Origin of the sequence: Tomitella gaofuii (assembly GCF_014126825.1) — a bacterium.
Taxonomy (GTDB): Bacteria; Actinomycetota; Actinomycetes; order Mycobacteriales; family Mycobacteriaceae; genus Tomitella; species Tomitella gaofuii.
In genome coordinates this window covers 202,199-227,015 of record NZ_CP059900.1, presented here as the reverse complement: position 1 = coordinate 227,015, position 24,817 = coordinate 202,199, and the positions used below count along the sequence as shown (strand labels likewise).

Annotated in this window: 22 protein-coding genes and 1 tRNA gene; 9 read left to right on the top strand and 14 right to left on the bottom strand. The window is 69.2% G+C overall.

Annotated features, from left to right (window positions below):
- Positions 1-3: 3 nt before the first annotated feature.
- The 4 genes from H4F70_RS01125 to H4F70_RS01110 all read right to left on the bottom strand — a co-directional run bounded on the left by H4F70_RS01125 (position 4) and on the right by H4F70_RS01110 (position 3,664).
- Positions 4-1,641, bottom strand: coding sequence for a carboxylesterase/lipase family protein (locus H4F70_RS01125; protein WP_182358697.1), 1,638 nt, complete (start codon positions 1,639-1,641; stop codon positions 4-6).
- The gene (locus tag H4F70_RS01120; protein WP_182358696.1) at positions 1,638-2,288 is read right to left on the bottom strand and encodes a TetR/AcrR family transcriptional regulator; all 651 of its coding nucleotides are present in this window, start codon (positions 2,286-2,288) and stop codon (positions 1,638-1,640) included. The genes H4F70_RS01125 and H4F70_RS01120 overlap by 4 nt, the downstream gene beginning before the upstream one ends.
- A 65-nt stretch (positions 2,289-2,353) precedes the next feature.
- On the bottom strand, positions 2,354-3,001 hold the full coding sequence (locus tag H4F70_RS01115; RefSeq protein ID WP_182358695.1) for a phosphatase PAP2 family protein: 648 nt from the start codon (positions 2,999-3,001) through the stop codon (positions 2,354-2,356).
- A 102-nt stretch (positions 3,002-3,103) separates the two neighbouring features.
- Positions 3,104-3,664, bottom strand: a complete 561-nt coding sequence (locus H4F70_RS01110) for a maleylpyruvate isomerase family mycothiol-dependent enzyme (protein ID WP_182358694.1) — start codon at positions 3,662-3,664, stop codon at positions 3,104-3,106.
- Between the two features lie 151 nt (positions 3,665-3,815).
- Here H4F70_RS01110 and H4F70_RS01105 point away from each other — a divergent pair, with 151 nt between their 5' ends.
- Complete coding sequence (locus H4F70_RS01105) at positions 3,816-4,202, top strand: VOC family protein (protein WP_182358693.1); 387 nt, start codon at positions 3,816-3,818, stop codon at positions 4,200-4,202.
- A 10-nt stretch (positions 4,203-4,212) separates the two neighbouring features.
- On the opposite strand, the gene H4F70_RS01100 is transcribed toward H4F70_RS01105, so the two are convergent.
- The 5 genes from H4F70_RS01100 to H4F70_RS01080 all read right to left on the bottom strand — a co-directional run bounded on the left by H4F70_RS01100 (position 4,213) and on the right by H4F70_RS01080 (position 9,265).
- Positions 4,213-5,715: an MFS transporter gene (locus H4F70_RS01100; RefSeq protein WP_235681273.1), complete on the bottom strand. Its 1,503-nt coding sequence runs from the start codon at positions 5,713-5,715 to the stop codon at positions 4,213-4,215.
- 87 nt (positions 5,716-5,802) lie between these two features.
- A complete protein-coding gene (locus H4F70_RS01095; RefSeq protein WP_182358691.1) occupies positions 5,803-6,471 on the bottom strand; it encodes a YoaK family protein in 669 nt (222 codons plus the stop codon).
- A gap of 116 nt (positions 6,472-6,587) precedes the next feature.
- Complete coding sequence (locus H4F70_RS01090) at positions 6,588-7,925, bottom strand: DUF2252 domain-containing protein (RefSeq protein ID WP_220471750.1); 1,338 nt, start codon at positions 7,923-7,925, stop codon at positions 6,588-6,590.
- Positions 7,926-7,950: 25 nt separating this feature from the next.
- Positions 7,951-8,466: a GNAT family N-acetyltransferase gene (locus tag H4F70_RS01085; RefSeq protein WP_182358689.1), complete on the bottom strand. Its 516-nt coding sequence runs from the start codon at positions 8,464-8,466 to the stop codon at positions 7,951-7,953.
- 22 nt (positions 8,467-8,488) lie between these two features.
- On the bottom strand, positions 8,489-9,265 hold the full coding sequence (locus H4F70_RS01080) for an SDR family NAD(P)-dependent oxidoreductase (protein ID WP_182358688.1): 777 nt from the start codon (positions 9,263-9,265) through the stop codon (positions 8,489-8,491).
- A gap of 146 nt (positions 9,266-9,411) precedes the next feature.
- On the opposite strand from H4F70_RS01080, the gene H4F70_RS01075 reads away from it, so the two are divergent.
- The 3 genes from H4F70_RS01075 to H4F70_RS01065 all read left to right on the top strand — a co-directional run bounded on the left by H4F70_RS01075 (position 9,412) and on the right by H4F70_RS01065 (position 11,885).
- Positions 9,412-10,041: a mycothiol-dependent nitroreductase Rv2466c family protein gene (locus tag H4F70_RS01075; protein ID WP_235681457.1), complete on the top strand. Its 630-nt coding sequence runs from the start codon at positions 9,412-9,414 to the stop codon at positions 10,039-10,041.
- Between the two features lie 88 nt (positions 10,042-10,129).
- The gene (locus H4F70_RS01070) at positions 10,130-10,774 is read left to right on the top strand and encodes a dihydrofolate reductase family protein (protein WP_182358686.1); all 645 of its coding nucleotides are present in this window, start codon (positions 10,130-10,132) and stop codon (positions 10,772-10,774) included.
- A gap of 214 nt (positions 10,775-10,988) precedes the next feature.
- Positions 10,989-11,885 carry an Lrp/AsnC family transcriptional regulator gene (locus tag H4F70_RS01065; protein ID WP_235681456.1) on the top strand — a complete coding sequence of 299 codons (897 nt, stop codon included), beginning with the start codon at positions 10,989-10,991 and terminating at the stop codon, positions 11,883-11,885.
- A gap of 4 nt (positions 11,886-11,889) precedes the next feature.
- On the opposite strand, the gene H4F70_RS01060 is transcribed toward H4F70_RS01065, so the two are convergent.
- The 5 genes from H4F70_RS01060 to H4F70_RS01040 form a co-directional block, all read right to left on the bottom strand.
- On the bottom strand, positions 11,890-13,560 hold the full coding sequence (locus tag H4F70_RS01060) for a CocE/NonD family hydrolase (protein WP_182358684.1): 1,671 nt from the start codon (positions 13,558-13,560) through the stop codon (positions 11,890-11,892).
- 22 nt (positions 13,561-13,582) lie between these two features.
- Positions 13,583-14,971 (bottom strand): FAD-binding oxidoreductase, encoded by a 1,389-nt coding sequence (locus H4F70_RS01055; protein WP_182358683.1) that lies wholly within the window; start codon positions 14,969-14,971, stop codon positions 13,583-13,585.
- A 51-nt stretch (positions 14,972-15,022) separates the two neighbouring features.
- Positions 15,023-16,252 carry an FAD-dependent monooxygenase gene (locus H4F70_RS01050; protein WP_182358682.1) on the bottom strand — a complete coding sequence of 410 codons (1,230 nt, stop codon included), beginning with the start codon at positions 16,250-16,252 and terminating at the stop codon, positions 15,023-15,025.
- 24 nt (positions 16,253-16,276) lie between these two features.
- Positions 16,277-17,284: an amidohydrolase family protein gene (locus H4F70_RS01045; protein WP_182358681.1), complete on the bottom strand. Its 1,008-nt coding sequence runs from the start codon at positions 17,282-17,284 to the stop codon at positions 16,277-16,279.
- A 682-nt stretch (positions 17,285-17,966) separates the two neighbouring features.
- A tRNA-Leu gene (locus tag H4F70_RS01040) sits at positions 17,967-18,049 on the bottom strand.
- Between the two features lie 220 nt (positions 18,050-18,269).
- On the opposite strand from H4F70_RS01040, the gene H4F70_RS01035 reads away from it, so the two are divergent.
- From H4F70_RS01035 to H4F70_RS01015, 5 genes are all read left to right on the top strand, one after another.
- Positions 18,270-19,667, top strand: coding sequence for a DUF3662 and FHA domain-containing protein (locus H4F70_RS01035; protein ID WP_182358680.1), 1,398 nt, complete (start codon positions 18,270-18,272; stop codon positions 19,665-19,667).
- 280 nt (positions 19,668-19,947) lie between these two features.
- On the top strand, positions 19,948-20,412 hold the full coding sequence (locus H4F70_RS01030) for an FHA domain-containing protein FhaB/FipA (RefSeq protein ID WP_182349174.1): 465 nt from the start codon (positions 19,948-19,950) through the stop codon (positions 20,410-20,412).
- Complete coding sequence (locus H4F70_RS01025) at positions 20,409-21,866, top strand: PP2C family protein-serine/threonine phosphatase (RefSeq protein ID WP_182358679.1); 1,458 nt, start codon at positions 20,409-20,411, stop codon at positions 21,864-21,866. Before H4F70_RS01030 ends, H4F70_RS01025 begins: the two co-directional genes overlap by 4 nt.
- Complete coding sequence (locus tag H4F70_RS01020; RefSeq protein WP_182349166.1) at positions 21,866-23,329, top strand: FtsW/RodA/SpoVE family cell cycle protein; 1,464 nt, start codon at positions 21,866-21,868, stop codon at positions 23,327-23,329. The genes H4F70_RS01025 and H4F70_RS01020 overlap by 1 nt, the downstream gene beginning before the upstream one ends.
- The gene (locus tag H4F70_RS01015) at positions 23,326-24,816 is read left to right on the top strand and encodes a peptidoglycan D,D-transpeptidase FtsI family protein (RefSeq protein WP_182358678.1); all 1,491 of its coding nucleotides are present in this window, start codon (positions 23,326-23,328) and stop codon (positions 24,814-24,816) included. The genes H4F70_RS01020 and H4F70_RS01015 overlap by 4 nt, the downstream gene beginning before the upstream one ends.
- Position 24,817: the final 1 nt, after the last annotated feature.

The following is a 24,817-nucleotide window of genomic DNA, read 5'->3' as shown; positions in this document are numbered from 1 at the left end:
CGCCTACTCCAGACCGTCCCAGAACGCGCACCGGTGCGCCGCCCCCGCGTCGACGGGGCCCACGGCCCCCGGCGCGAGCTGCTGCACAGTGGTCGTTTCCGGTGCGGCCGGCGCCCAGCGTGGTGCGCCCGCATGATTGGGGTCGCCGGTGTGCGCGAACGCCGTCCAGTACCCCACCATCAAGTCCGCCAACGCCTGCTGGCCGCCCGGCAGCAGCATGTTCTGCCCGCCCAGGTCGAAGATGTACGGCAGGTCGCTGGCGTGCGCGGCGCCCATCGGGAACTGCGGGACCCACGTGAAGTTGACGTTGGGCGCGTGCGGATCCGCGAACTCGTAGGAGTAGGTGGGGCCGCGCCGCGCCAGCGCACGGTCGCCCCGCAGCGTGGGGCAGGACCAGGTCGCGTCGGTGACCAGCGTGGCCCAGGCCAGCGCCGCGTTGCCATAGCGGCTGATCGGATACTCGGCGGCCACCGCGCCGGCATCCTCACCGAAGGCGCGCGCCAGCAGATCCGGGTAGGTCAGCGCCGTGATGGTGGTGGGGTCGAACATGATCGCACCGGCCACGAAGGGCCGGGCCTCGTCGCGATTGCCGCCGCTGATCACGGGGATGTCCGGAACCGCGCCGGTCTCCAGAGCCTCCGCCGGGTCGGCGGGCAGCAATTCCGTCCCATAGGCCAGGTGGTTGGCGAACTCCTGCGTGTGCGGCGTCAGTGCGTCCACGCCCAGCGCGCGCATGCACGCGAGCACGTCCTCGGTGCAGCCCAACCGCCCCGCCAGGTCCAGTCCGTCGGCGCGCGCCTGGGCGACCGGGACGTACGGCCGCTGCGCCGGCGACCGGGGAAACTGCGTGCCCGCAGGCCAGTCCAGCATGCACGAGCCGGAGGAGATGATCGCTTTGTCGATCAGCCCCTCCGCGCGCGGGCTGGCCAGCGCCGCGCAGGCCGACATTCCGCCGGCCGATTCGCCGAACACCGTGACGTTGCCCGCATCGCCCCCGAAGGCCGCAGCATTGCGCCGGACCCATTCGAGCGACGCGAATTGGTCCGCCAGACCGAAGTTCCCCGAGCCCGCGAGGCCGGGAAGTCCGAAGTATCCGAAGACGCCGAGCCGGTAGTCGACGGTGACGACGATGACGTCCCCCTGCTCGGCCAGGCGTGTCGCGTCGTACTCGCCGCCCGAACCGCTGGTGAAGCCGCCGCCGTGCCACCACACCATCACGGGCAGCCGCGCGCCGGGCGGCATGTCGGCCGGCGTGGTGACGTTGAGGTGGAGGCAATCCTCCGCGGTCGGCCGCCCGGGCCGAAGGGACGAGGCCGCACCCGACGCGGCCTGTGCACAGCGGGGACCGGCCACCGTGGCGTCGCGGACGCCCTCCCACCGTGTGACGGGCTGCGGCGGAGCCCATCGCAGCGCACCGACGGGCGGCGCGGCGTAGGGGATGCCGAGGAACTCGCGGGTGGATCCGTCGGCGCTTCCGCGGACGGCGCCGGAATCCAGCTCGACCGTGAGCGGCGCGGCCGGCGGCGCCTGCGCGTGCACGGTGACGGCGGTCGCCGCCGCGACGGACGCGGCCACCACCACGCTCACGACCGTGCGGACAAGGCATGTAAGGAACTCGATCGGGGATGTCGTCGAACTCATGGGGGTTCTCCGCTCCGGGGTGCGGCGCTCCGCGTCGCCGCGTCGAACAAGGCCTGCAGCTCGGAGGCATACGGCTGCACCGGCCCACCGGCGGCCACATGCGCGAGCGCGCCGTCGAGCGCCTGCCGGACGGTACGGGCCATCACGTCCACATTGAAGTCGCGGAACTCGCCGCGCGTCTGGCCCTCCCAGAGCAGTTCACACAACTGATCGAGCTCGCGGGTGTGCCGCCGATCCTCCCCGCGGGCGGGGGCGCCCTCCTCGTACCCGGCGAACACGGCGTGCAGTGCGGCGACGTGGCGAGGATAGGCGGCGTAGAACTCGACGCTGCCGCCGATGAACGCCAGCAGGAACTCTCGCGGCGTCGCGGTATCGCGCAGGCCGGGATCGAGCGCCCGCGCGCCGAGTTCATAGACCCGCGCGATCACCTGGTCGATCAGCTCGGCGCGGTCGCGGAAATGGTAGGTGAGGACGCCGCGGCTGACCCCGGCGCGCTCGGCGATCCGCACCGTCGAGGCACGGGCCAGGCCCACCTCGGCGATCACCTCGATGGCGCACTCGACCAATTGGCGACGGCGGGCACCCCGGATGAACGTTTCCGGACCATCCTCGCCGCGGCCGCGACCGCGCTCGCGTTGCGCCACCATCACGGTGAATTTAACACCCCTGTTCAATGCTGTACAGGGGTGTTCGGATTCCTACGTCCCGCGGATCATGCCCACAGCGACGCGACCCCGCAGATCACCGCACCGAGCACGGCACCCGCGATCACCTGCAGTTTCGTGTGATCGCCCAGTGCGACGCGCGACCAGCCGATCACGGCGACCGACGGTGCGGCGAGCAGCGCCCACGGCGTCACCAAGGCCGCGGCCAGCACGACCCAGCCGCCGGCCACGGCCGTATGCACGCTCACCTTCCAGCGGCCCGCGACGGTGACCGCACCGACGGCCAGGATCGTGGCCAGGCCCGCGGTGCCGACCACCAGCGCCCACGCCGGCGCCGAGGCGAGCGCCTCGATGACCACCCCGGCCAGCACGAGCGCGATGATCCCCCCGAGGACCGCGGTGCGCTCGGAACGGTCGGTGACGTGCACGTCGGCCACGCGCCGGCGCACCATCATCGCGACGATCATGCAGATCGGGAGGACGCCGGCCGTCACCGCGACGAACACCCCCCACCACGGCGCCCCCAGCACGACGCCGAACCACACGGGAAGGACGGCGTTGAGCACCCACGGCGCTCCCACGTCGGTGACTGCTTTCGCCCAGCGCGCGGGCCGTGCCCGCCCCGGGGCGCGTCCCTCCGCGGAATCCTCCCGCTCCGCCGCGATCGCCCCCGCGCCGTCTCCGATATCCGCCATGCCTCTCCGATCTCCCTCCCCGACGGCCCGCTCCGCCGGATCGACGGCGACCATTGTGCCGACCGGCCGGGCGTGCGCCGCACAGCCGGGTCCCCTCCGCCGTCACTCCGCCCTGCCGAGGAATCCCAGCAGCACGGCCGACGGCGCCGGCGTCGCGGGCGGGACCGGCGGGCCGAAGCGCACACCGCGGTCGCCCGGCGTGACGAGCATCCGCGCGACCGGCAGCAGGTCCCGCGCCAACGGGCCCGGAAGTACAGGCCCCCGCGGTCCGGTCGCCGCCACGTCGTGCCCGTGGACCGCGATCTCCAGCGCACCCGCCTGCAGAAGGAGCCCCGGGCGCATCCGCGTGTCGGCGAGCCGGACACTCCCGGCCCTCGCAGCCGACCAGGCGCTCAGCAGATCACACGCCTTGCGTTGCAGCACCTCGACGTGCGCCCCGACCGAGACCGTCCGATCGCCCCCGCACCCGATCGCCGGGTGGACTTCGACCACACCCGCGCTCGCCTCGATGAACGCGTCGAGCGCATCGGACATGTGCTCCAGCAACTCGCCCAGATTCCACCGGCTGCACGGAGTCGGCGCCGACAGGTCGTCCCCGGCCGACTGCAAGGCGCCACGCGTGTACGACACGGCGCGCTCCAGCAGCTCGACAGGGTCCGGCACACCCGCCTCCTCGCGCCACTCGGATGCCAATGGTGACCGGAGCCTGCAGCACGAATCATCGCCCGGACCGATGAGTTCCCGGGCGGCCGGTGGTCGATTCACAGGGAATCACCCGCAGCGCCCCAGCGCATCAGACGAAGGAAGCGACGAAATGGCCCGCATGATTTTCCCCAACCTCCCTGTCGCAGACGTGACGAAGGCCCGTGATTTCTGGACGGCACTGGGATTCGCGTTCAACGAGAACTTCAGCGACGACAAGGCCGCATGCCTGGTCATCAACGACCTCGCCTCGGTGATGCTGCTGCGCCAGGACTTCTTCCACGGCTTCCACGACACCGCTCCGCACTCGGGTACCGAGTCGATCCTCGCCTTTCAAGCCCTCGACCGCGCCGAGGTGGACGCGCTGTGCGCCAAGGCCGCGGACGCCGGTGCCACCCACACCGACTGGCGCATGGAGGACGGGCCGATGTACGCCGGCGCATTCCGCGATCCCGACGGGCACCTCTGGGAGGTGCTGCACATGGAGATGCAGCAATAGCGACACTGCGTCAAGACCTCACGGGCACCGGCAGCTCCGTGCCCGTTCGCGCCCGGTCACGCAGGTCCTTCACGCCCACGCCCAGCGCGAGCACCACGACGACCGCGATCAGTCCGAATCCCACGGGCACGGCCACCGCCCACGATGCGGCGTCGAGCGTCGCGAACACGGCCGCGGTGATCACCGCGATCCCGATGGACGTGCCGATACGCTGCCCGGTCTGCATGATCGCCCCGGAGCTGCCGGCATACGACAGCGGCACGTCCGCCAACGTGAGCGTCTGGTTGGGGCTGATCACCGACCCTTGCGCGATGCCGATGAAGATCAGCGACCCCAGAAGCCACCACTCGCTGATGTGTCCGGCCTCGTGCAGGACGACGACGGCGATGCTGAGCGCCAGCCCGGTGAGCGCGCTGAGCAGGCCGCCGATCACGACCTTGCGCCCGTAGGTCATCACCCGCGTGCCCGCCCAGTGCGCGGCGACCGCGGAGATGAGCGCGGCCGGGATGCCGACCGCGCCGGCCGCCAGCGCGGAGTGCCCGGCGCCGTCCTGCATGTAGAGGGCGACGAGCACCCAGATGCTCGTCATCCCCAGGAAGTACAGGGCCACGATGACGCTGCCGTTGGTGAAGCTGCGGGTGGAGAAGATCTTCAGGTCCACCATCGGGCTGCGGCCCAGGCGTGCGTAGCGGCGTTCCCACCGCACCCACGCGTACGCCAGCAGCAGGCCCGCCGGAAGGGAAAGCCAGATGAACGCCGTGACGCCGGATTCGACGAACGGCAGCAGCACCGCGAGCACTGCGAGCCCCAGCAGCATCGAGCCGACGGGATCGAGCGCACGCACCGCGTCGCCGACCCGGACCGCCCGGCCTGTCGCCGCATCCCGGATGCGGCGGAACAGCGGCCGCGGGAACCACCAGAGCGCCAGCGACAGGCAAGCGAGACCGATCGGGACGTTCACCAGGAAGGTCAGCCGCCAGCCGATGTCCGGGCCGCCCAGTTTGATCAGGAGCCCGCCGATGATCGGGCCGATACCCACCGCCACCCCGACGGTGCTGCCGAAGAAGCCGAACGCGCGTCCCCTCTCGGCACCACGGAAGTACTGCTGGATCATGCCCACGCCCTGCGGGTTCAGGAGCCCCGACCCGAGGCCCTGCATGAAGCGTGCGGCGTTGAGCGCGTCCGCGTTGGGCGCGAGCCCGGCCGCCACGGACGACGCGGTGAAGAGGACCACGCCCAGGATGAAGATGCCGCCGCGGCCCATCAAGTCGCCGGCCCGGCCCGCGGCGACGAGCACGATGCCGAAGGTGAGCGCATACCCGGACAGCACCCATTGCACGTCGGACTGCGCGGCGTCGAGTCCGTGCTGGATCGACGGCAAGGCCACATTGACGATGCTCACGCCGACGAGCGACATGAAGATCGCCACCAACAGCACGGCGAGGATGCGCCAGCGGACCGGGTCCGGAGTGTCGCCGTCCGCGGCGCCGCCGGGACCGGTCCGTGACTCCACCGACATCCTCCTCTTCGAGAGCTTCGCCCCAATCCGGCCGAACGCCGCGGGCGCCGGGAACATTCCGAGGTGTGACGGGCTCGTCCGCTATTCGAACTGCAACGTCGGTTTCAGCCAGAGCGCGGCCCCCGCCGTCGCCGCGGCGGCCACGGTGAGCCAGAGTGCCGCAGTGCCGATGGTGGCATAGGTGACCGCGCCGATCACCGTCCCCGCGCTGAGGCCGCCCCACAGGGTCAGATACCGGCGCCACGGCGACGCCGGTTCGCGGGCCATGAGCGCTGCGATGCTCTGACCCAGTTTCACGAGCGTGCCCGTCATGTAGGTGAGTCCGATGGTGACCTTGCCGTCGTGCTCGAACACCGCGTTCTCCACGCCCATGGCCATGGCCAGCAGCGGGGCCACGACGACAGCGGTGGTGGCCGACTGTTCCGCCAGCGCGGCCACCAGCAGAAGTACGGCGACCGCCGTCATCACCACGGACATCCGCCGGCACTGCGGTAGGCCGCTGCCGCGCACGCCGCGGCCGAGCAACGAGCCCGCGATCACCCCCAGCACGAACGTGATCACCAGCCCGGCCGCCAACCCGAAATCGTGGAACCGCCCCTGGGCCAGCCCTACCCCTGCGAGCGTGGTGTTGCCGCTCATGAAGGCCACGAAATAGCCGCCGGCCTTCATGAAGCCGACCGCGTCGACGAAACCGGCGAGACCGGCCAGCGCAGTCGCAACCGCGATCTCGTTCCGGCGGTGGCTTTTCATCCGGGACTGCCCAGGCGGGGGCGGCGGCGCGACGCGGATCCGGCGTCCGGTGCATCGAAGACGCCCGGCACGGGGGTGTTCATGGCCCCATCCTCGTCCACCCGCGTCGGCCCCGGTCAGTTTGCCGTCGGATTGATTCCGGGGATCTTGCCGTTGCGGAAGGCGTCGACGAACAGTTCGCGGTCGTTGCGGGCCTGCCGCGCGTAGTGCGCCCCGAACTCCACCATGTCTTCGACGAATGCGTCGTCGTCGCCGATCGCTGCGGTGATGGCCTCCTCGCTCTGGAAGGCGACGAGGGTCTGGTCGGAGTCGGCGTCGGAGACGCAGTGCATGCACGCGGTGGACTGGCCCAGGTAGTCGAGCACCGGCCGGATCTCCTCCGGTTCCGTCAGGTCGGACCAGTCCAGGTCGTCGACGTACGGCGACAATTCGGACACGATGTACCCCACGCCATCGAGGTCGGTATGGCCGAGCCACGGGTCGGCGTGCGCCTGCAGCGCGCGCTGCGAGACGGCGGTGCGGTGTCCGTGGTCGGTGAAGTACTCCGCGACGTCCGCATCGTGCACGATCCGGCTGGGCGCAGCGATGTTCCCCTGCTTCATCGACAGGATGACGTCGTTCTCGAGCGCCTCCGTCTGCCCCTCGACGAGGATGTTGTAGGCGGGCAGTCCGGCCGAGCCGATGCCGAACCCCTTGCGGCCCACGATGTCCTTCACCGCGTAGGTGATGCTGTGGAACCGCTTGTGGGCGGGGATCGTCTCCAGGTACCGCTCGAAGGCCGCGGCCACCCGCGCATGCTCGTCGGCCTCCAGCCTGCGTACTCCCTTGCCCGGGCTGAACCGCCGCTCGTGGTCTTCGATCACGGTGTTCCGGTCCAGCAGCGCCACGCGCGTGCGCGTCCGCGCATTCAACAGTGCCTCGTGCACGATCCCTTCGGTGTTGCGCAGGTGCAGCTTGAAGTCCTCCGCTTGCAGAGGGCCCCGGGCGAAATCGCGGACGGTGCGCAGGTAGGCGCGGACGTACGTCCTGATGAGCGCGGCGATATCGTCGTCGGAGATGGCCTTGCGCCGGGCCAGCAGCGCGATGCTCGCGCAGAACCGCCTGATGTCCCAGGTGAACGCGCCCAGATAGGCCTCGTCGAAGTCATTGACGTCGAACACGATCTGGCCGGCGGAATCCATGTATGTGCCGAAGTTCTCCGCATGCAGGTCGCCCTGGATCCAGATGCGACCTGTCCGCTCGTTCGCCCACGGGTCGTCCAACTCGGCCATGTCGGCGTAGAAGAGGCATGCCGAGCCCCGGTAGAACGCGAACGGGTTGTCGGCCATCTTGCGGAACTTCTTGCGGAACGCGTCCGGGTCCGCCGCGATCATCTCCCCGAAGGCGTCCACGAACACGTCGATGATCTGTGCCTGACGCTCCGTGTCGTCGAGATCGCTCTGTCCGCGTGTCATGCCCATCGCGATTCCTTTCTGCCGGTCAGATGTCGCCGAAGGCGGCGGCGTAGCGGATGACGCCGGCGGGCACGGCAGTGCCGTCGAGACTCAGCACCATCAGCGCGTCGTCGGGCACTGCGGCGCGCATCCGCACGCCGTGCGCGGACGCGCGCTCGAAGCCGAACCGCGGATAGTATTCCGGGTGGCCGAGCACGGTCACGAACCTCTCCCCGCGCCGGCGCGCCGCCTCGAGCACCGCCCGGGTCACCGCCGTACCCGCGCCGGCCCCTTGGTGCTCCGGCAGCACGGAGCACGGCGCCAGGCACACCGCGGGCCGATCCCCGATCGCGCACCGGGTGAGCAGCGCGTGGGCGACGACGGCTCCCTCGCCGTCCACCGCCACCGCCGACAGCCCGTCGATCCACGCCGGGTCCTGCCGCAACGCGTCCACCAGGTCCGCCTCTTCCGCCGTATCGAATGCGGACAGCACAACGCGCCGGACCGCCGCCGCATCGGCGGCGGTCTCGGCGCGGGTCGCCCACCCCGGTGTCGCAGGCATGACGTCCGGGGTCCTCAGGCGATCACTTCGGTGGCATCCGGATGCCGCCGTCCACCCGGACCACCTCGGCGTTCATGTACGAGTTGGTGAGCAGCTCCTCGACCATCGACGCCAGCTCGTCCGGCACGCCGAGGCGCTTGGGGAACAGCACGCTCTCGCCCAGCTTGGCCTTGAACGCCTCCGACTCCGGTCCGCTGCCGTAGATGGGGGTGTCGATGAGGCCGGGCGCGATGGTGTTGAGGCGGATCCCCGCCGCCGACAGGTCGCGCGCCACCGGCAGGGTCATGCCGACGACGCCGCCCTTGGACGACGAGTAGGCCGCCTGCCCGATCTGGCCGTCGAACGCGGCCACCGACGCCAGGTTGACGATGGCGCCGCGGTCCGTGTCCTCGCCCGGGTCGTTGCGGCTCATCGCGGTGGCGGCCAGGCGCACGGCGTCGAAGGTGCCGATCAGGTTGATGGCGATGACCTTCTTGTACACGTCGATGTTGTGTGCGGAGGCGAACTCGCCGTCGCGACCGATGGTGCGCTGAGCGGAACCGATGCCGGCCGAGTTGACCAGCGCCTTCAGCGGCGCCAGCTCGACGGCGGTGTGGACGGCGGCCTCGATCTGCGCGGTGTCGGTGACATCGACGGAGACGAACACGCCGTCGATCTCCTGCGCGAGCTTCTGCCCGGCCTCCGCGTTGAGGTCCGCGACGACCACCTTCGCGCCGCGCCCCGCCAGCCGGCGGGCGGTGGCGGCGCCGATTCCCGAAGCGCCGCCGGTGACGATTGCACTAGCTCCCCTGATCTCCATATTCCGCAGCGTAAAGCACTGCCCGCACCGTCGACCATGAGGCCCCGGTCACACCATGGTGACGGTGGTTTGGCGGGGCGGTGACCCGGCAAACCACATGGACGCGCCGGAGACGGCCGGCGCGGCGCAGGAAGCGGGTGAAGGATATGACCGACGCGGAGAGCACCGCGCAACGCACAGTGGTCGTCGACGTGTGGTTCGACGCCGTGTGCCCCTACACCTGGGTGACCTCGCGGTGGCTGACGGCGGCTGCCGCGCAACGCCGGGTCGAGTTGCGTTGGCATCTGATGAGCCTGGCAGTGCTCAATGCCGGCAAAGACATGGGCGCCGAAGAAGCTGCGGAGATGGCGGATTCGCTGGCCGCCGGCCGACTGCTGGCCGCGGTCGCGCAGGAGCAGGGCGGGGACCTGCTCGGCGCGGTGTACACGGCGATGGGCGAGCGATACCACCGCCGGGCGCAGCGGATGGACCACGATCTGGCCTCCGCCGCATTGGCTGAATGCGGTGCGGATCCCACTCTGGCCGACGCGATGGAGGATTCCTCCTACGACGACCACGTGGAGCGCTCGCACGCGGCGGGGCAACGCGCGCTCGGCGACACAGGCGGCAGCCCGATCGTGTCGGTCGACGGCACCGCGTTCTTCGGCCCGGTGCTCATGTCCATACCCGGATCGGACGAGGCGGCATCACTGTTCGACGCGGTAACCGCACTGGGCCGTGCCGACTCGTTCTTCCAGATCCAGCGGCCGCGAAGCGGCGCACCAGACGTGGGGTGAGCTGCGGCGGACACGCCGATGATTCTTCCCGCCCGGGCCGGTCCACCCATCAACCACCAGTCGGACAGCGCGAAGCGGGAGGACAGGCATGAGCGGTTTGCTGCGAGTCCAGAACTTCACCGTCTCCAGTGACGGATTCGGCGCCGGCGAGGGGCAGAGCTTCGAGCATCCGTTCGGGCACGCGGAACCCGGGAAGTTGCTCGCTTGGGCCTTCGCCACCGACCACCCGCCCGTCCACCGCTCCGAGCCCGGCAGTCGAGGACTGGACGACTACTTCACGCGTGATTTCGCCCGCAATATCGGCGCTGAGATCATGGGCCGCAACAAGTTCGGTCCGCAGCGCGGGCCCTGGCAAGACCACGAATGGCGGGGATGGTGGGGCGACGAGCCCCCGTTCCACACTCCGGTGTTCGTCATGACGCACCCCGTCCGCCCGTCGTTCACGCTCGCCGACACCACGTTCCACTTCGTCGACGGCGATCCGGCCGCGGTGCTCGCTCAAGCGAGGGAGGCGGCGCAGGGGCAGGACGTCCGCCTCGGCGGTGGGGCCACCATCATCCGGCAGTTCCTCGACGCAGACCTCGTCGACACCCTGCATGTGGCTGTCGCGCCGATGACGCTCGGCTCCGGGCCCCGGCTGTGGGAATCCCCCGACGAACTGCTCGACCGGTTCCACCGGGACGTCGTACCCAGCCCTAGCGGAGTGACGCACCATCTGTTCTGGCGCAAGTGAGGTCGGCCGAACCCGCTGTTCCTCCCACGGCGGGCCCCTCGGAATGCGACGACGGCGGGATCGATCAGCATATTTCCGGCGCTTCCGCCTGTACCGAGGGTTGACGCGACGGTGGAGTTGCCCGGAGCGGATCAGCGGACGCACGACGCAGTGTCCGAGGCCGGGAGACCCAGCACCACATCGATATATGCCGATAATCGTGGGTGTGGATTCGATGATCAACCCGGACACGACGCTCACCGACTCCGACGTGCGTCTCATTCTGGAGATGGATGCCGACCCGACGGCGACGTTCGCGGCACTTGCCGAGAAGACGGGGCTCGGCGAACGGACAGTCGCTCGCCGCTACCGACGCCTCGTTCGGCTCGGCGTCATCCGCGTCGTGGCCCGCACGCTGCCGGGATTCGAGGGCGGCGTGGCCTGGATGGTGCGTTCGTGGAGCGACACCGCCCGCGCCGACCGACTCAGCGAGGCACTCGCACGGCAACCGCGCACGCGCTGGGTGCGCGTGTCGCAGTCGGGGCACCAGGTCGTGTGGGGGTTGCTGTCTTCCCCGGGACGGGGCGATCCGATTATCAGCGAGGTCAGCGACGACGCGAAGATCCGTCGTCTGGAAATCATGCAGCTGATCAAGGTGTGGACCCCGCGCGGGCAGATCGCCGTCGAAGTTCCTGGATACCGGCTCGACGAGGTGGACCGCGCGGTGATGTCCGAGCTGCGCCGCGACGCCCGTCTGCCGGCCGCGGAAATCGCGAAGCGCGTCGGCGTCGACCCTGCGACGGTGTCGCGGCGCACGCATCGGCTCGTCGAGTTCGGGATCGTCTATTACGAGGTCGAGATCGATCCGGCAGTCCAGGGCTTCGGCGTTGATTCGATGATCTGGATAGCGATGGCGCCCGGAAAGATCGGTGAGCTCGCGAAGAAACTGAGCCGCCACCCCTATTGTCGATTCGTCGCCGCCACGTCCGGACGCTTCGACCTGGTGGTCAGCGTCGTAGTTCCGCACCACGAGGATCTTGTCGCCTTCGTGGACGACGAGCTGGCGGGCTACGCCGTGGTCTCCCAGGAGGTCGATCCGATGGCGCGCATTCTCAAGCACGGAGCACGCTGAGCGGCTATGCCCGCCGAAGCGTGAGGGCTGATCCGGATCCGCCGCCCACATGCACTTCGACGTGCGCGACGGCGGCATCGTGGATGGGGTCGTCGATCCGTCCGGTATTGGGGTTGCGTTCGAAGGTGGGGAACAGGCTTCCGGCGAGGTTGAGCCGCAGCCGGTGCCCCGGCAGTATCGTGTGCGCCGTGGGCAGCAGACGGAGCACGAAGGCCGTGCGCTTGCCCGGGACGAGCGGCTCGGGGGCGACGCTGCCCCGCCGATGGCTTGCGCGCAGGACCCCCTCGGTGAGATTTATCGACGTCCCGTCCGGGTGCACGTCGGTGAGCACGGCCGTGAGGTCGGTGTCAGGAACGTCGGTGGTCATCTCCAGCGCGACCTCGACGGGCCCGACGATCGTCCATGCCTGCTCCGCGGCGGCAGTGGAAAACGACACCACGGCGGGGAGTGCCTCGATGAGGCGCTGGTCCATCGGGCCCATCGGCGATTGCGGTTGGTAGCAGCAGCTGTGCCCGCCCAGCGCGGGGACCGGATCGGCAGGATCGGAGTCGAATTCGACCACGCCCTCTTCCCCCGGTTCGCCACCCAGGGTGCAGCCGACACCGAGCTCCAACGTGATCGGCGCGGAGGACGTCGGAGGCCAACCGTCCGCAGTGTGCCAGAGACAGTCGCCGGTGGTGAAATACCGTACGGGCGAATCGAAGTGGCCCCAGTTCGCCCCCGCTCTGATTCGCGGCCGCTCGATCCCGAGGCAGCGGTCGACCCACGCGATCGCCTCGGCGACAAAGTCGAATTCCGCGGACGGGCCGAAGTCGATCCCATTCATCGTCCGGCCCCACATGTTGTGACTCCACGGCCCGACCAGCAGACGGGTATCGCGTCCGGCCGCGGCCAGGCGCTGGAATATCTCGATCGTTCCGCCGACGAAAACGTCATACCAGCCGCCGATGACGAGGACGGGCACATCGATGTCGGTGAGCACCGGCCGTAGCGAGATATCATCCCAGTATGTGGTGCGCGTGCGGTGCGGGCCGAGCCAGGAGGCGAAGTAGGGCGCGATCTCGCTGCGGTCCGGATGGAGCGCGGGCAGGCCGATGGGTGGCGTGAATTGAAACGCCTCGTCCATCCGGTTCTCGTAGACGTCGGTCATCGCGCGTTGGATGTCCGGCCCGTCGGACAGGCGGCCGGCCGCGGAATTGGCGATGTTGCGCAGCAACCACGTCTCGATGAATGCGAGCGCCAACACCCCACCGGGAAAAACGGTGTCGTCGTAATAGTCGGCAGGCGTCTCGGCGGCGACAACCGCCACCAACGACTCCGGGCGGCGGGTCGCCGCCTTCAGCGCTGTCGCCCCTGCGTATGAGGTACCGATCAGCGCGACCCGACCGTCGCAACCGTCGACACCGGCCGCCCACTCGACCGCCGCAGCCCCGTCGTCGGCCTCGTTGACGAACGGGTCCCATGCGCCTGTCGACGCGTTCTGCCCCCGCACGTCCTGGATGATCCCGATATAGCCGGCGCGGGCAATCCTCTCACCGAGCTCCACGTGCCAGTCTTTCGTGTACGGGGTCCGCTGGAGGATGACCGGAGCCGGGAGCATGTCCGGGCGGTAGATGTCGGCCTTCACGTGTTCGCCGTCGCCGGTGGTGAAGGCGGCGTCGCGCTCGATTCGCATGAATGGGACCGTCCTTCCCGGCCTAGTCGTGAGATGCGGTGGTGACGAGCGCACGCGGGTTGAGGATGCCAAGCGGATCGAACACTGCCTTTGTCCGCCGCTGCAGCGTCTTCGCCGCGTCGTCGAGAGTCTTTTCGACAGCCGCCCTCTTGTCCGCGCCGATCCCGTATTCCGCAGCCAGGCCGCCGCCCATTTCCTCCACTGCGGCCAGCAGACGGGAACGCGTGCCGAAGGCTCGGCCGGCCGACTCCCCATCGGCGGGGTCGAAAAGGATGATCGGGTGCACAACGCCGTCAACAGGATAGGCGTAGGTGAGAATCTGCTGGCCCATCTCGTCGCCAATGCGATACGCAGCGGTGATCAGGTCGCTGATCTGCCCCGGAGGCACGGCAAAGTCTTCGACGATCAGCGCGCGCCTGCCCTCGAGTGCGTCGAATACGCCCTCGCGCGGGCGGCTGATCATCGCGCCCTCAGACGGGTCATCGGTGACGAAAACGTCGTCCGCCCCGTGCCGGCGACAGATCTTCTCCATGAGAGCGGCTTCGCCCGCGGCGCCGGTATCGGCGTCGGAATAGCCGAAGAGCACCGCAGCGGTGTCATCGTCGAGACCCATGTGCAGGTGCTGTTCGGCGACGTCGAGCGCGGGTCGGTCCATTACGGCGATTTCACTCGGGCGCATGGCCTTCGCGATGTCGGCACACGCGTCGAATGCCGCCTCCCGGGTGGCAAAGAAGGCGGCCACGGTGCGGTGCTCCGCCGGTTGGGGCAGCAGCCGCAGCGTGATGCGGGTGATCACTCCAAGTGTGCCCTCCGCGCCGATGAACAGCTTCATCAGCGGAAGACCGGTCGTCGCCTTCGGCATAGGCCCGCCGAACTCGGCGACGGAACCGTCGGCGAGCACGACCCTCAGGTTGACCACATAGTCGGCCGTCGAGCCGTACTTGCAGCCGTTGGGCCCGCCGGAATCCGTCGCCACGTTGCCACCGATCGAGCAGAAGTCGGAGGACGTCGGATTCGGCGGATAGAACATCCCGCGCTCGGCGGCGGCCGTGCTCAACTCGGCGTTGATCACGCCCGGCCCGACGACAGCGGTCATGGTCTCCGGATCGATAACGAGATCGTCGAGGTGTTCCACGCTCAGCGTGATCGCACCGTCGACGGCGGTCGAGCCTCCGATGACACTGCTGCCCGCACCCCGGGGGACCACGGGGATACGGTGGGCGGAGGCGAACCGCATCACCGCGCGGACATCGTCCTCTGTACGGGCCCGCACCACGGCAAGCGGACGTCCCGCGTCGGGATCCATGCTCCAGTCCCGGCGGTAGGACTCGACGACGTCACTGTCGGTGAGAATCGCATTCGCGGACAATGCCGCACCGAGTTCCTGCACCAGTTCCGTTTCATTGCTCAAGTGTTGTTCCCTCACTGCGTAGTGGTGTGCGATCCGATCGGTCATCGTGGGTCAGATGGCGTCGAAATCTCCACGTGCATAGGCGGACTGGATACGGTCGAACTCGCCGCTGGCCGACATTTCCTGCAGCTCGTCCGGGGCTCTCCGCGCGATGGCACGTTCAGTGGCGTTGAGCCGGCGATTCGCCTGCACGACATCGGTGGTCGACGGCCGCCGCTCCCCTTCGTAACAGTGCAGAGCATCGGCAACGTCCGTGACCAGACCCATGTCCACGTCGGAGGCCGCATTGCGCGCGAACTCCATCGCGTCGAGGATCGCTTGCGACCCTCCGTTCGCGCCGATCGGATACATCGGATGCGCGGCGTCGCCAAGGAGTGTCACGCGCCCGCGGCCCCAGGAGTGCAGGGGTGCGCGATCGACCATCGGGTACCGGAGCACATCGTGCGAGCCGGCTACCAGGCCTTCGATGTCCAGCCACTCGAATCCCCAACCGCGTACCACCGGAACGACGTCCGCCGCGGTGGCGGGGATGTTGCGGGTCCCGTCGTCCCCGAGCTCGGCAGGACCGTGTTCGGGAAGCATCGCGACCCAGTTGATCAACGACCGTCCCCTTTTCTCCGCTTCGCGCGAGATCGGATAGGCGAGAAACCGTGTGCCGTTCTCCCCGTAGACGAGCACCATCGACCGCCCGTCGAGGAACTGCGTGTCGGAGTCGCAGGTTCCGCGGTACATCGTCGTCCCCTCCCACAGGTAGGGGTCCGCACCGGGGTGCAGCTGCGAACGCACTGCAGAGTGGACGCCGTCGGCGCCGAGCAGCGCAGCACCGCGGAAGTCATCCCGGCCGGCGGTGTGCACGACCACCTCATCGCCCACTTCTTCGAAACCGGTCACGCGCGCCCCGGTGATGATCGAGCCTTCCGGCAACCGCTTGTACGCAGCCTCGTAGAGCATCATCTGCAACTGGCCGCGGTGGACGGAGAACTGCTGGACCCTTCCCCCGAACGTGCGCCGCGCCAGCTCGATGCCGTCCTGCGTGAGATACAGCGACTGCGATGTCGGGATCGCGAACGAGGCCAACACGTCGCGCAACCTGAGTTCAGCGATCGCGTCCACCGCCTCCGGCTGCAAATTGATGCCGACCCCGAGAGGCGCGAGCTCGGAGGCGGACTCGAGCACCGTGACGGCGGCACCCCTGGCATGGAGGGCCAGCGCTGCCGCGAGTCCGCCGATGCCGGCGCCGGCGACGATGATTTCGCTGCCGGTTGGTGATTTGTTTTTCATCTCCATTTCTTTCCCGTCTCGACTTCACTTCTCGGCGCGGGGCGCCTGGGCCGGGAGCGCGTCGCCGTACAGCTTTTTCGCATTCCCGGAAAGGATCGCCCGTTCGATGCCGCCGGGCAGCCCGGCCTCGCTGATATAGGCGATCGCCCTGTTGTACTTCTCGCGCTGAAAGTAGGGGTAGTCGGATCCGGCGAGCAATTTATCCGGATCGTAGACGTCGGCCGAAAGCCGCAGCGAACCGCCCGAGAAGTTCGCCGCGTCGAACCACATGCGCTGCAGAGTTTCGGCCGGCGATACGGGAAATGCGTCCCAATCCTCGTAGTTGTCCTGGATTCGCTGTGCCAGGAACGGCACGTCCCCTCCCAAATGCGCCATATGGAACCGCAGGCCCGGATAGGCGTTGGGGTAGTCGGCCTTGAGGAGTTGCAGCGTTGCGATCGCATCCTCGACCGGCGCTCCGTTCACCCATGCCAGACCATGCCGGGACATGGGAGGGCAATGCGCGGACTTTCCCGTCGGATGAATGTAAACGATACTGCCCCGGCGGTCCAACTCCTCGAAAACGGGTGCGAACCGTTCATCGGTGATGGCGGAATCCGGGTTGTCGAGAATCGTGTTGATCGCGATTCCGACGAATCCCAACTCGTCGAGGCAATAGGCGATCTGTTCGAGCGCGGCATCCGGGTGCGTGAAGGGGATCGCACCATAGGCGATGAACCGCCCGGGATGGTCGTCGATGAGCTGACGATAGATATCGTTGACCATCCGTGAAGCTTCGACGGCGTGGGCAGGGTCGGCCACCAGCGGCAGCTGCGGCGTGGCCGAGAGCACCTGCACATCGACGCCGGCGATGTCCATCATCTCGATCCGCGCACGCATCTCGTCGCGGTCGTCACTAGCGTTCATGTTGCGCGCGATGGCCGTCGAACTCGCCGGCACCCCGAAGTCCTCGAGTTTGTCGAGGTACGCCGCCGGGTAGACGTGCGCGTGTGCGTCAACGACGAGTCCCGTCTCAGCGCCTTCGTGTGTCATCTCGGTTCCTCCTCCAGCTTCGGCCGGTACCGTGCGACGACCAGTCAACGCGCACCCTGCACGCGGAATGACAATTTTTCCGCGATCCGTAGTTTTCGGCGTGATCGTCGTGTTTTCCGCTGCAGTCTCCGCGATAGTGCACGAATCCGTCACCGCATCGGACGTTGGCGCGGCCGGGGGTACCCCATACGCACCAACGCTCGGCGCCCTGACCCTCCCTGTCGAGTCCCCCATGGCGCACGTGGTCGTCTCCGACGAGGGTGCGGCCACGATGCGACCCTTCGCGTGAACCTCTCACCGCGCTCTCGAACGGAGTCTTCGGTAAGAAGCGCGGCAATAACGGCAGGGAGTCCGGACCACCGGTGCACGAAGACCTGGTCGAGCGCACCTACCACCGCCGCCGCGGAAAGGAGACCCTCGGACCCACCCCGTCACCTGACCGTGCAACAGTCCCCGGCCGGCCACCGCGGGTCGGGGGGCGAACCTGACCGCACCATCTTCGGCAGGCGCAACGTCGCTGTTCGCCCACCTGGTGCGCCTGCGCAATGCCAGTCCACAGCGGGACTTCGCCCTCACGCCCCGAGATGATGCAACCTGGGGTCCAAGGCAACAAAAAAACGAGGTCAGACTGGAAAAAATCCAGTCTGACCTCGTGTCGGTTCCTAGCTTGAACCGCTCACTGTGGGCGAAGGGGGACTTGAACCCCCACGTCCCGAAGGACACTGGCACCTGAAGCCAGCGCGTCTGCCATTCCGCCACTCGCCCGAGCAACGCGATCGAGACTAGCACGGCGTCTCACAGCCCCTCAAATCCCCTGTTCACACACGTGTGATCTGCATCGATGCGCGCGGCCCGAGATGCGGCGACAATGGTTGACAGGCCATACGGACCGGTGTAGCAGTACCCGCCCAGTATCCTCTAAGGGTCAGGAGTCCCCGCTCCTGCTCACTGTGGTTACGCCGCGCGGCGGGAGAGGAGGCAGTCGGTGGGGTTTGTGCAACGCTTCGAGCGCAGGTTGGAGGGCGCCGTGGACGACGCCTTCGCGCGGGTGTTCGGCGGCAAGATCATGCCGGCGGAGGTCGAGGCCGCGCTGCGCCGGGAGGCGTCCGACGGCCTCCGCATGCAGGGCGATCAGCCGGTGGTCCCCAATCACTATGTGCTCACGGTGAGCGATTCGGACGAGCAGAACCTGACGGCGGACGCCGAGCTCACGCTCCGATCGTTCGCCACCCATCTCGCCGGTTTCATCGACGAGCAGGGGTGGCAGACCTACGGCGACGTGTCGGTGGAGCTGCAGTCGTCTCCCAACCTGCACACCGGACAGTTCCGGGCGCAGAGTTCGATCAACCCGGACGCCGGCTTCTCCGTCTCCTCGGATCCCGTGCCCGGCCAAGCGCCCCAGCGCCGTGCCGACTCCGCGCAGCGGCCCCAGCCCCCCCGAGAGGAGGCCGGCGCAGCGGACAGCGGCTTGCCCTCCGAGCGCTACCGTGCGCGCAGCGAGGGCCGGCTCACCGCCTCCCCGGCTCCGCCGCCCGACGCCGCTTCCGCGCGGCGCGGTGACGCGCCCGGGGCCTGGCAGCAACCACCGCACGACCCCACGGGACGGGGCGACCGCCCGCCCGCGTACGGCGGCGAGTCCTACAGCGCGTGGGGCGGGCAGGGCTACGGTCGCGACCGCCATCCCGGGCCGGACGCTCCTCCGGCGCCGTACTACGGACAGGATCTCGCGGCCGAGCGGCCGGACACCGGGCAGGACCAACCGGGACGGGAGTTCGGCGGCCGGCAGTACGGAGACCGGCCCGCCTCTCCGCCCCCGGACCAAAGCTCGCAGGGGTACGCGGCACCCGCCTATGGCGCCGGGTCGCCGCAGCCGCCGCAGGGCCACGGTGCGCAGGAGTATGGATCTGACCACTGGGGCCATGCATCGCAGGACTATGCGTCACAACGCTATGCCTTCCAGGGCTTCGACCCCCGCGCCTATGGCCGACCGGAGCCCGACCCCCGCACGGGGTACCCGCCGCAGGACCACACGCAGGGCTACCCGCAGCAGGACCACCCGCAGACGGGCGGTTACGGCGCCTGGTCCCAACCGCGCACCCACGGCGTGCGGCTCGTGCTCGACGACGGCAGCGGCCGCACCTTCGACCTGCGACAAGGCTCCAATGTGATCGGCCGCGGCCAGGCCTCCCATTTCCGGGTGCCGGACACCGGGGTGTCCCGGCAGCACGCCGACGTCCAATGGGACGGGGCGGTGGCGCTGCTCGTGGACCTGGGTTCCACCAACGGCACCGTCGTCAACGGCAATCCCGTCACCGAGTGGCAACTGGCGCACGGCGACATCATCCGCGTGGGCCACACGGACATCGCAGTGCAGTTCCGCTGATCACGTACCGCACCATCGACGCAGGTCGCGGGCGGATATGTCGACGAGACGGGCGGGATGTCCGGCCGCACAAGTACGATGATCTCTCGGTGGCGCACGCGACCGGCGCGGGCTCATGCTCCGCGCCCGGACGGCGGTTCCGGCCAGTAGGCTGCGATCTGCGCCGCCCGCCCTGGCCGTGCCCTACCGACGAAGCAGACCCCGACAACGCGGCCCCCGGCCGCACCGACCCCGAGAACGCCGGGTGCCCGCACCCGCCGACCCCAGGAGGTGGACCACCGTGCAAGCCCTGGTGCTGCAACTGACGCGTGGCGGCTTCCTGCTGCTCCTGTGGCTGTTCGTGTGGGCGGTCCTCCGCGTGCTCCGCACCGACGTCTACGCCGCCTCCGGCTCCCGCTTCTCCAGCGCCCGGTACCCGGTCAAGCCCGCGCGCATCAGCGGCCGCCGCGCCAAGGTCGCCAAGCATCTCGTGGTCACGCAGGGTGCGCTGGCCGGCACGCGGATCACACTGGGGACGCAACCGGTGCTCATCGGCCGGGCCGATGATTCCACTCTCGTGCTCACCGACGACTACTCCTCGGCCCGGCACGCACGCCTGTCTCCACGCGGCGCCGAGTGGTACGTGGAGGACCTGGGCTCCACCAACGGCACTTATCTGGACCGGGTCAAGGTCACCACCGCCACGCCCGTCCCGTTGGGCACCCCGGTGCGCATCGGCAAAACCGTCATCGAGTTGCGCTCGTGACGCTGGTACTCAAGTACGCCGCGCGCAGCGACCGCGGCCTGGTGCGCGGCAACAACGAGGACTCCGTCTACGCGGGCGCACGGCTGCTGGCCCTCGCGGACGGCATGGGCGGGCACGCCGCCGGCGAGGTGGCCTCCCAGCTCATCATCGCGGCGCTCGCGCCGTTGGACGACGACGACCCGGGCGGGGACATCCTCGGCAAGTTGGAGGAGGCCACCCGGGCCGGCAACGAGGCCATCGCCGACCACGTGGACGAGGAGCCCGAGCTCGAGGGGATGGGCACCACCCTCACCGCGATCCTGTTCGCCGGCAGCCGCCTGGGCCTGGTGCACATCGGCGACTCCCGCGGCTATCTGCTGCGCGACGACCAGCTCACACAGATCACCCGCGACGACACCTTCGTCCAATCGCTCGTCGACCAGGGACGCATCACCGCCGAACAGGCCAAGACGCACCCGCAGCGTTCGATGATCATGCGCGCCCTCACCGGCAACGACATCGAACCCACGCTGACCATGCGCGAGTCCCGCGCGGGCGACCGCTACCTGTTGTGCTCGGACGGACTGTCCGACGTCGTCAGCACCGAGACCATCGCGGACACCATGCGCCAGGGCGATCACCGCGAATGCGCGGACCGCCTCATCGAGCTGGCCCTGCGCAGCGGCGGGCCGGACAACATCACCGTCGTCGTCGCCGACGTGATCGACCTCGACTACGGACAGAGCCGTCCGATCGTCGCCGGCGCGGCCTCGGACGAGGAGGACGACGCTCCTCCCCCGGACACCTCGGCCGGTCGTGCTGCGGCGATGCGCCCGCCGGCCGCCAAACCGCGCCGGGTCCTCGCCACCCAGCCGGCCCCGGCGGCGAAGCGGCGCTGGGGGCGTATCGGCTTCGTCGCGGCGCTGCTCGTCGTCCTCGCGGGCATCGGCGTCACCGTGGCGGTCATGTGGATCCGCAGCAGCTACTACGTCGGCGAATCCGACGGCCTGGTCGCGGTGCACCGCGGCGTGCCCGGAAGCGTCCTCGGCATCTCGATGCAGAGCGTGCAGCAGGTGGGGTGCGTCAACGACGAGGGCACCCTGCAGCTCGTGGCGCCCGACGCCGACCCCGCCGACTGCGACGTGCTCACCATCGACGACCTGCAGCCCGCCGCGCGGGAGCAGGTGCGTTCCGGCCTGCCCGGCGGCAGCCTGGAGAACGCGCAGCAGCAGATCGGCCAGCTGGTGCGCACCGAGCTGCTGCCCGTGTGCCGCACCGCCGAGCCGGCGGCGCCCGCACCCGGGCCGGACGTGGCTCCGGGCGCCCCGCCGCCGGCCGAGCCCACCGCGCCCGCAGAACCCTCCTCCCCTGCGGAGACCACCACTACGCCCGCGCCGGCCGATGCCGCACCGACCGGGAGCACTGAACTCGCGCCCGGCCAGGTCCCGGGGCAGAACTGCCGGGTGGGCGCCTGATGAGCACGCCCGAGCCCTCCGCCGAGGACACCGCCTTCCACAGCCCGCCCGGCGGTTTCGCACCTCCGCCGCAGACCAAGAGCGGCCGCACGGCGGAGCTGTGGCTGACGCTGTTCGCGATCGCCGTCGTATTCGCGGCGCTCGTCATCGTCGAGGTGGCGATGGAACAGCACCTCACGTGGGATCTGGCCAAGTACGCGGCCGCGTACACGGTGCTGATGGTGCTGGCGCACCTGGTCATCCGCCGGTTCGCGCCGTACGCGGACCCGATAATGCTGCCGATCGTGGCGCTGCTCAACGGGCTCGGACTGGTCCTCATACACCGCCTGGACCTGGCCGACGAGGAGACGCAGGCATTCCTCGGTCACCCCGCGCCCAGCTCCGACGCCAACCAGCAGATCATCTGGACGCTCATCGGGCTGGTCTGCTTCGCGGTGGTGCTGTACTTCCTGCGCGACCATCGCGTGCTGTCCAGCTACAGCTACACCCTGGGCCTGGCGGGCCTGGTGCTGCTCATCATCCCCGCGTTGCTGCCCGCCCGGTTCAGCCAGGTCAACGGCGGGCGAAACTGGATCCGCTTCGCCGGGTTCTCGATCCAGCCGGGCGAGTTCGCCAAGATCCTCATCATCGTGTTCGCCGCAGCGTTCCTGGTGTCCAAGAAGGACCTGTTCACCACCGCCGGCAAGCACGTGTTCGGCCTCGACGTGCCCCGCGCGCGCGACCTGGCCCCGCTGCTGGTGGCCGTCGTCCTGGCGATCGGCATCGCGGTGCTCAACAAGGACCTGGGCTTCGCACTGCTGATCTTCGGGACGATCCTGGTGATGATCTACATCGCCACCGACCGGGCCAGCTGGCTGTTCATCGGCATCGGATTGTTCCTGCTGGCCGCCACCGCCGCGTACTTCATGTTCGACCACTTCCAGCAGCGCGTGGAGGTGTGGCTCGACCCCTTCGCCACTTACAACACCAGCGGTTACCAGATCTCGCAGGCGCTGTTCGGTTTCGCCACGGGCGGGCTCGCAGGGACGGGCCTGGGCAGCGGCCAGCCGAACACCGTGCCGTTCGCCAAGACCGACTTCATCATGGCCACGGTGGGCGAGGAGCTCGGGCTGATCGGCATGGCCGCCGTGCTCATGCTTTTCGCGATCCTGGTGATCCGCGGCCTGCGCACCGCGCTCGCGGTCCGCGACAGCTTCGGCAAGCTGCTCGCGGCGGGCCTGGCGTTCACGCTGGCCTTCCAGCTGTTCGTCGTGGTCGGGGGCGTCACCAAGCTCATTCCGCTCACCGGACTGACCACACCGTTCATGTCCTACGGCGGCTCGTCGCTGCTCGCCAATTACATCCTGCTGGCGGTCCTGGTCCGCGTCTCGGACGAGGCCCGCCGGCCGCCGGCGCCGCCCGCGCGCCGCAATCCCACGCCCATCGGGGACGCCCCCACGGAGATGGTGAGGAGGGTCGAGTGAACACACCCATGCGGCGCGTCGCCATGCTGGTGATGGCCATGGTCGTCGTGCTGCTCGCCGGCGTCACCTATCTTCAGGTGTTCAAGGCCGACGAGTTGCGCGCCGACCCGCGCAACCAGCGCGTGCTCGTCGACGAGTACTCGCGGCAGCGCGGCCAGATCTCCGCGGACGGCCAGGTGCTGGCCGCGTCGGTCGAATCCGGCGACCGCTTCAAGTTCCTGCGGGTGTACCCGGCCAATCCCCACGCGCCCACCAGCCCCGAGGCCAACGCGCCGGTCACCGGCTTCTACTCGCTCAACTACGCCAGCAGTGGGTTGGAGAAGGCCGAGGATCAGATTCTCAGCGGCTCCGACGACCGGCTGTTCGGCAACCGCCTGTTCGACCTCGTCTCCGGGCGCAATCCGCGCGGCGGCAACGTGGAGACGACGATCAACCCCGTCCTCCAGCAGCTTGCCTACGACCAACTCACCTCGCAGAACCTCACCGGGTCCGTGGTGGCGTTGGATCCGCGCACGGGCGCGATCCTCGCCATGGTCAGCGCGCCCAGCTACGACCCGAACCTGCTGGCCGGCCACGACGGCGCCGAGGTTGCGGCCAACTGGAAACGTCTGCACACCGACCCGCGTTCACCGATGCTCAACCGTGCCATCTCGCAGACCTACCCGCCCGGTTCGACGTTCAAGGTGGTCACCTCGGCCGCCGCGCTGGAGAACGGCGCCACCATCAACGACCCCCTCACGGCCGCCGCAGGGCTCACGCTGCCGGGCACGAACACCGTGCTGCACAACTATGCCGACGAGCGCTGCGGCCCCGGCGACACGGTGCCGATGATCGAGGCGTTCGCCCGTTCCTGCAACGCGGCGTTCGCGCAGCTCGGCATCAAGTACGGTGCCGACGCCCTGCGCGACACCGCCGAAGATTTCGGGATCGGGCCGGACACGCCGTCCATCCCGCTGCCGGTCGCCGACTCCACCGTCGGCACCATTCCCGACGCCGCCGCTCTGGGCCAGTCGAGCATCGGGCAGCGCGATGTCGCCCTCACGCCCCTGCAGAACGCCGTCATCGCGGCTACAGTCGCCAACGGCGGGGTGCGGATGCAGCCTTACCTGGTGGAAGAGTTGGAGGGCCCGGATCTGAAGACCTTGTCCACCACTGCGCCGACCTCCCCCGGGCAGGCCATCCCGCCGGATGTGGCCGACGAGCTCACGCAGATGATGATCGCCTCCGAGCAGGGCACCACCGGCGCGGGCAGCGTGCCCGGGGTGCAGATCGCTTCCAAGACGGGCACCGCCGAACACGGTTCCACCCCCAAGCAGACGCCTCCACACGGCTGGTACATCGCTTTCGCGCCCGCGCAGAACCCGGTCATCGCCGTCGCCGTCATCGTCGAGGACGGCGGAAACGCGGGCCTGTCCGCCACCGGCGGCAAGATCGCCTCGCCGATCGGGCGTGCGGTCATCGAGGCCGCCGTGCAAGGGGGGCAGTGAC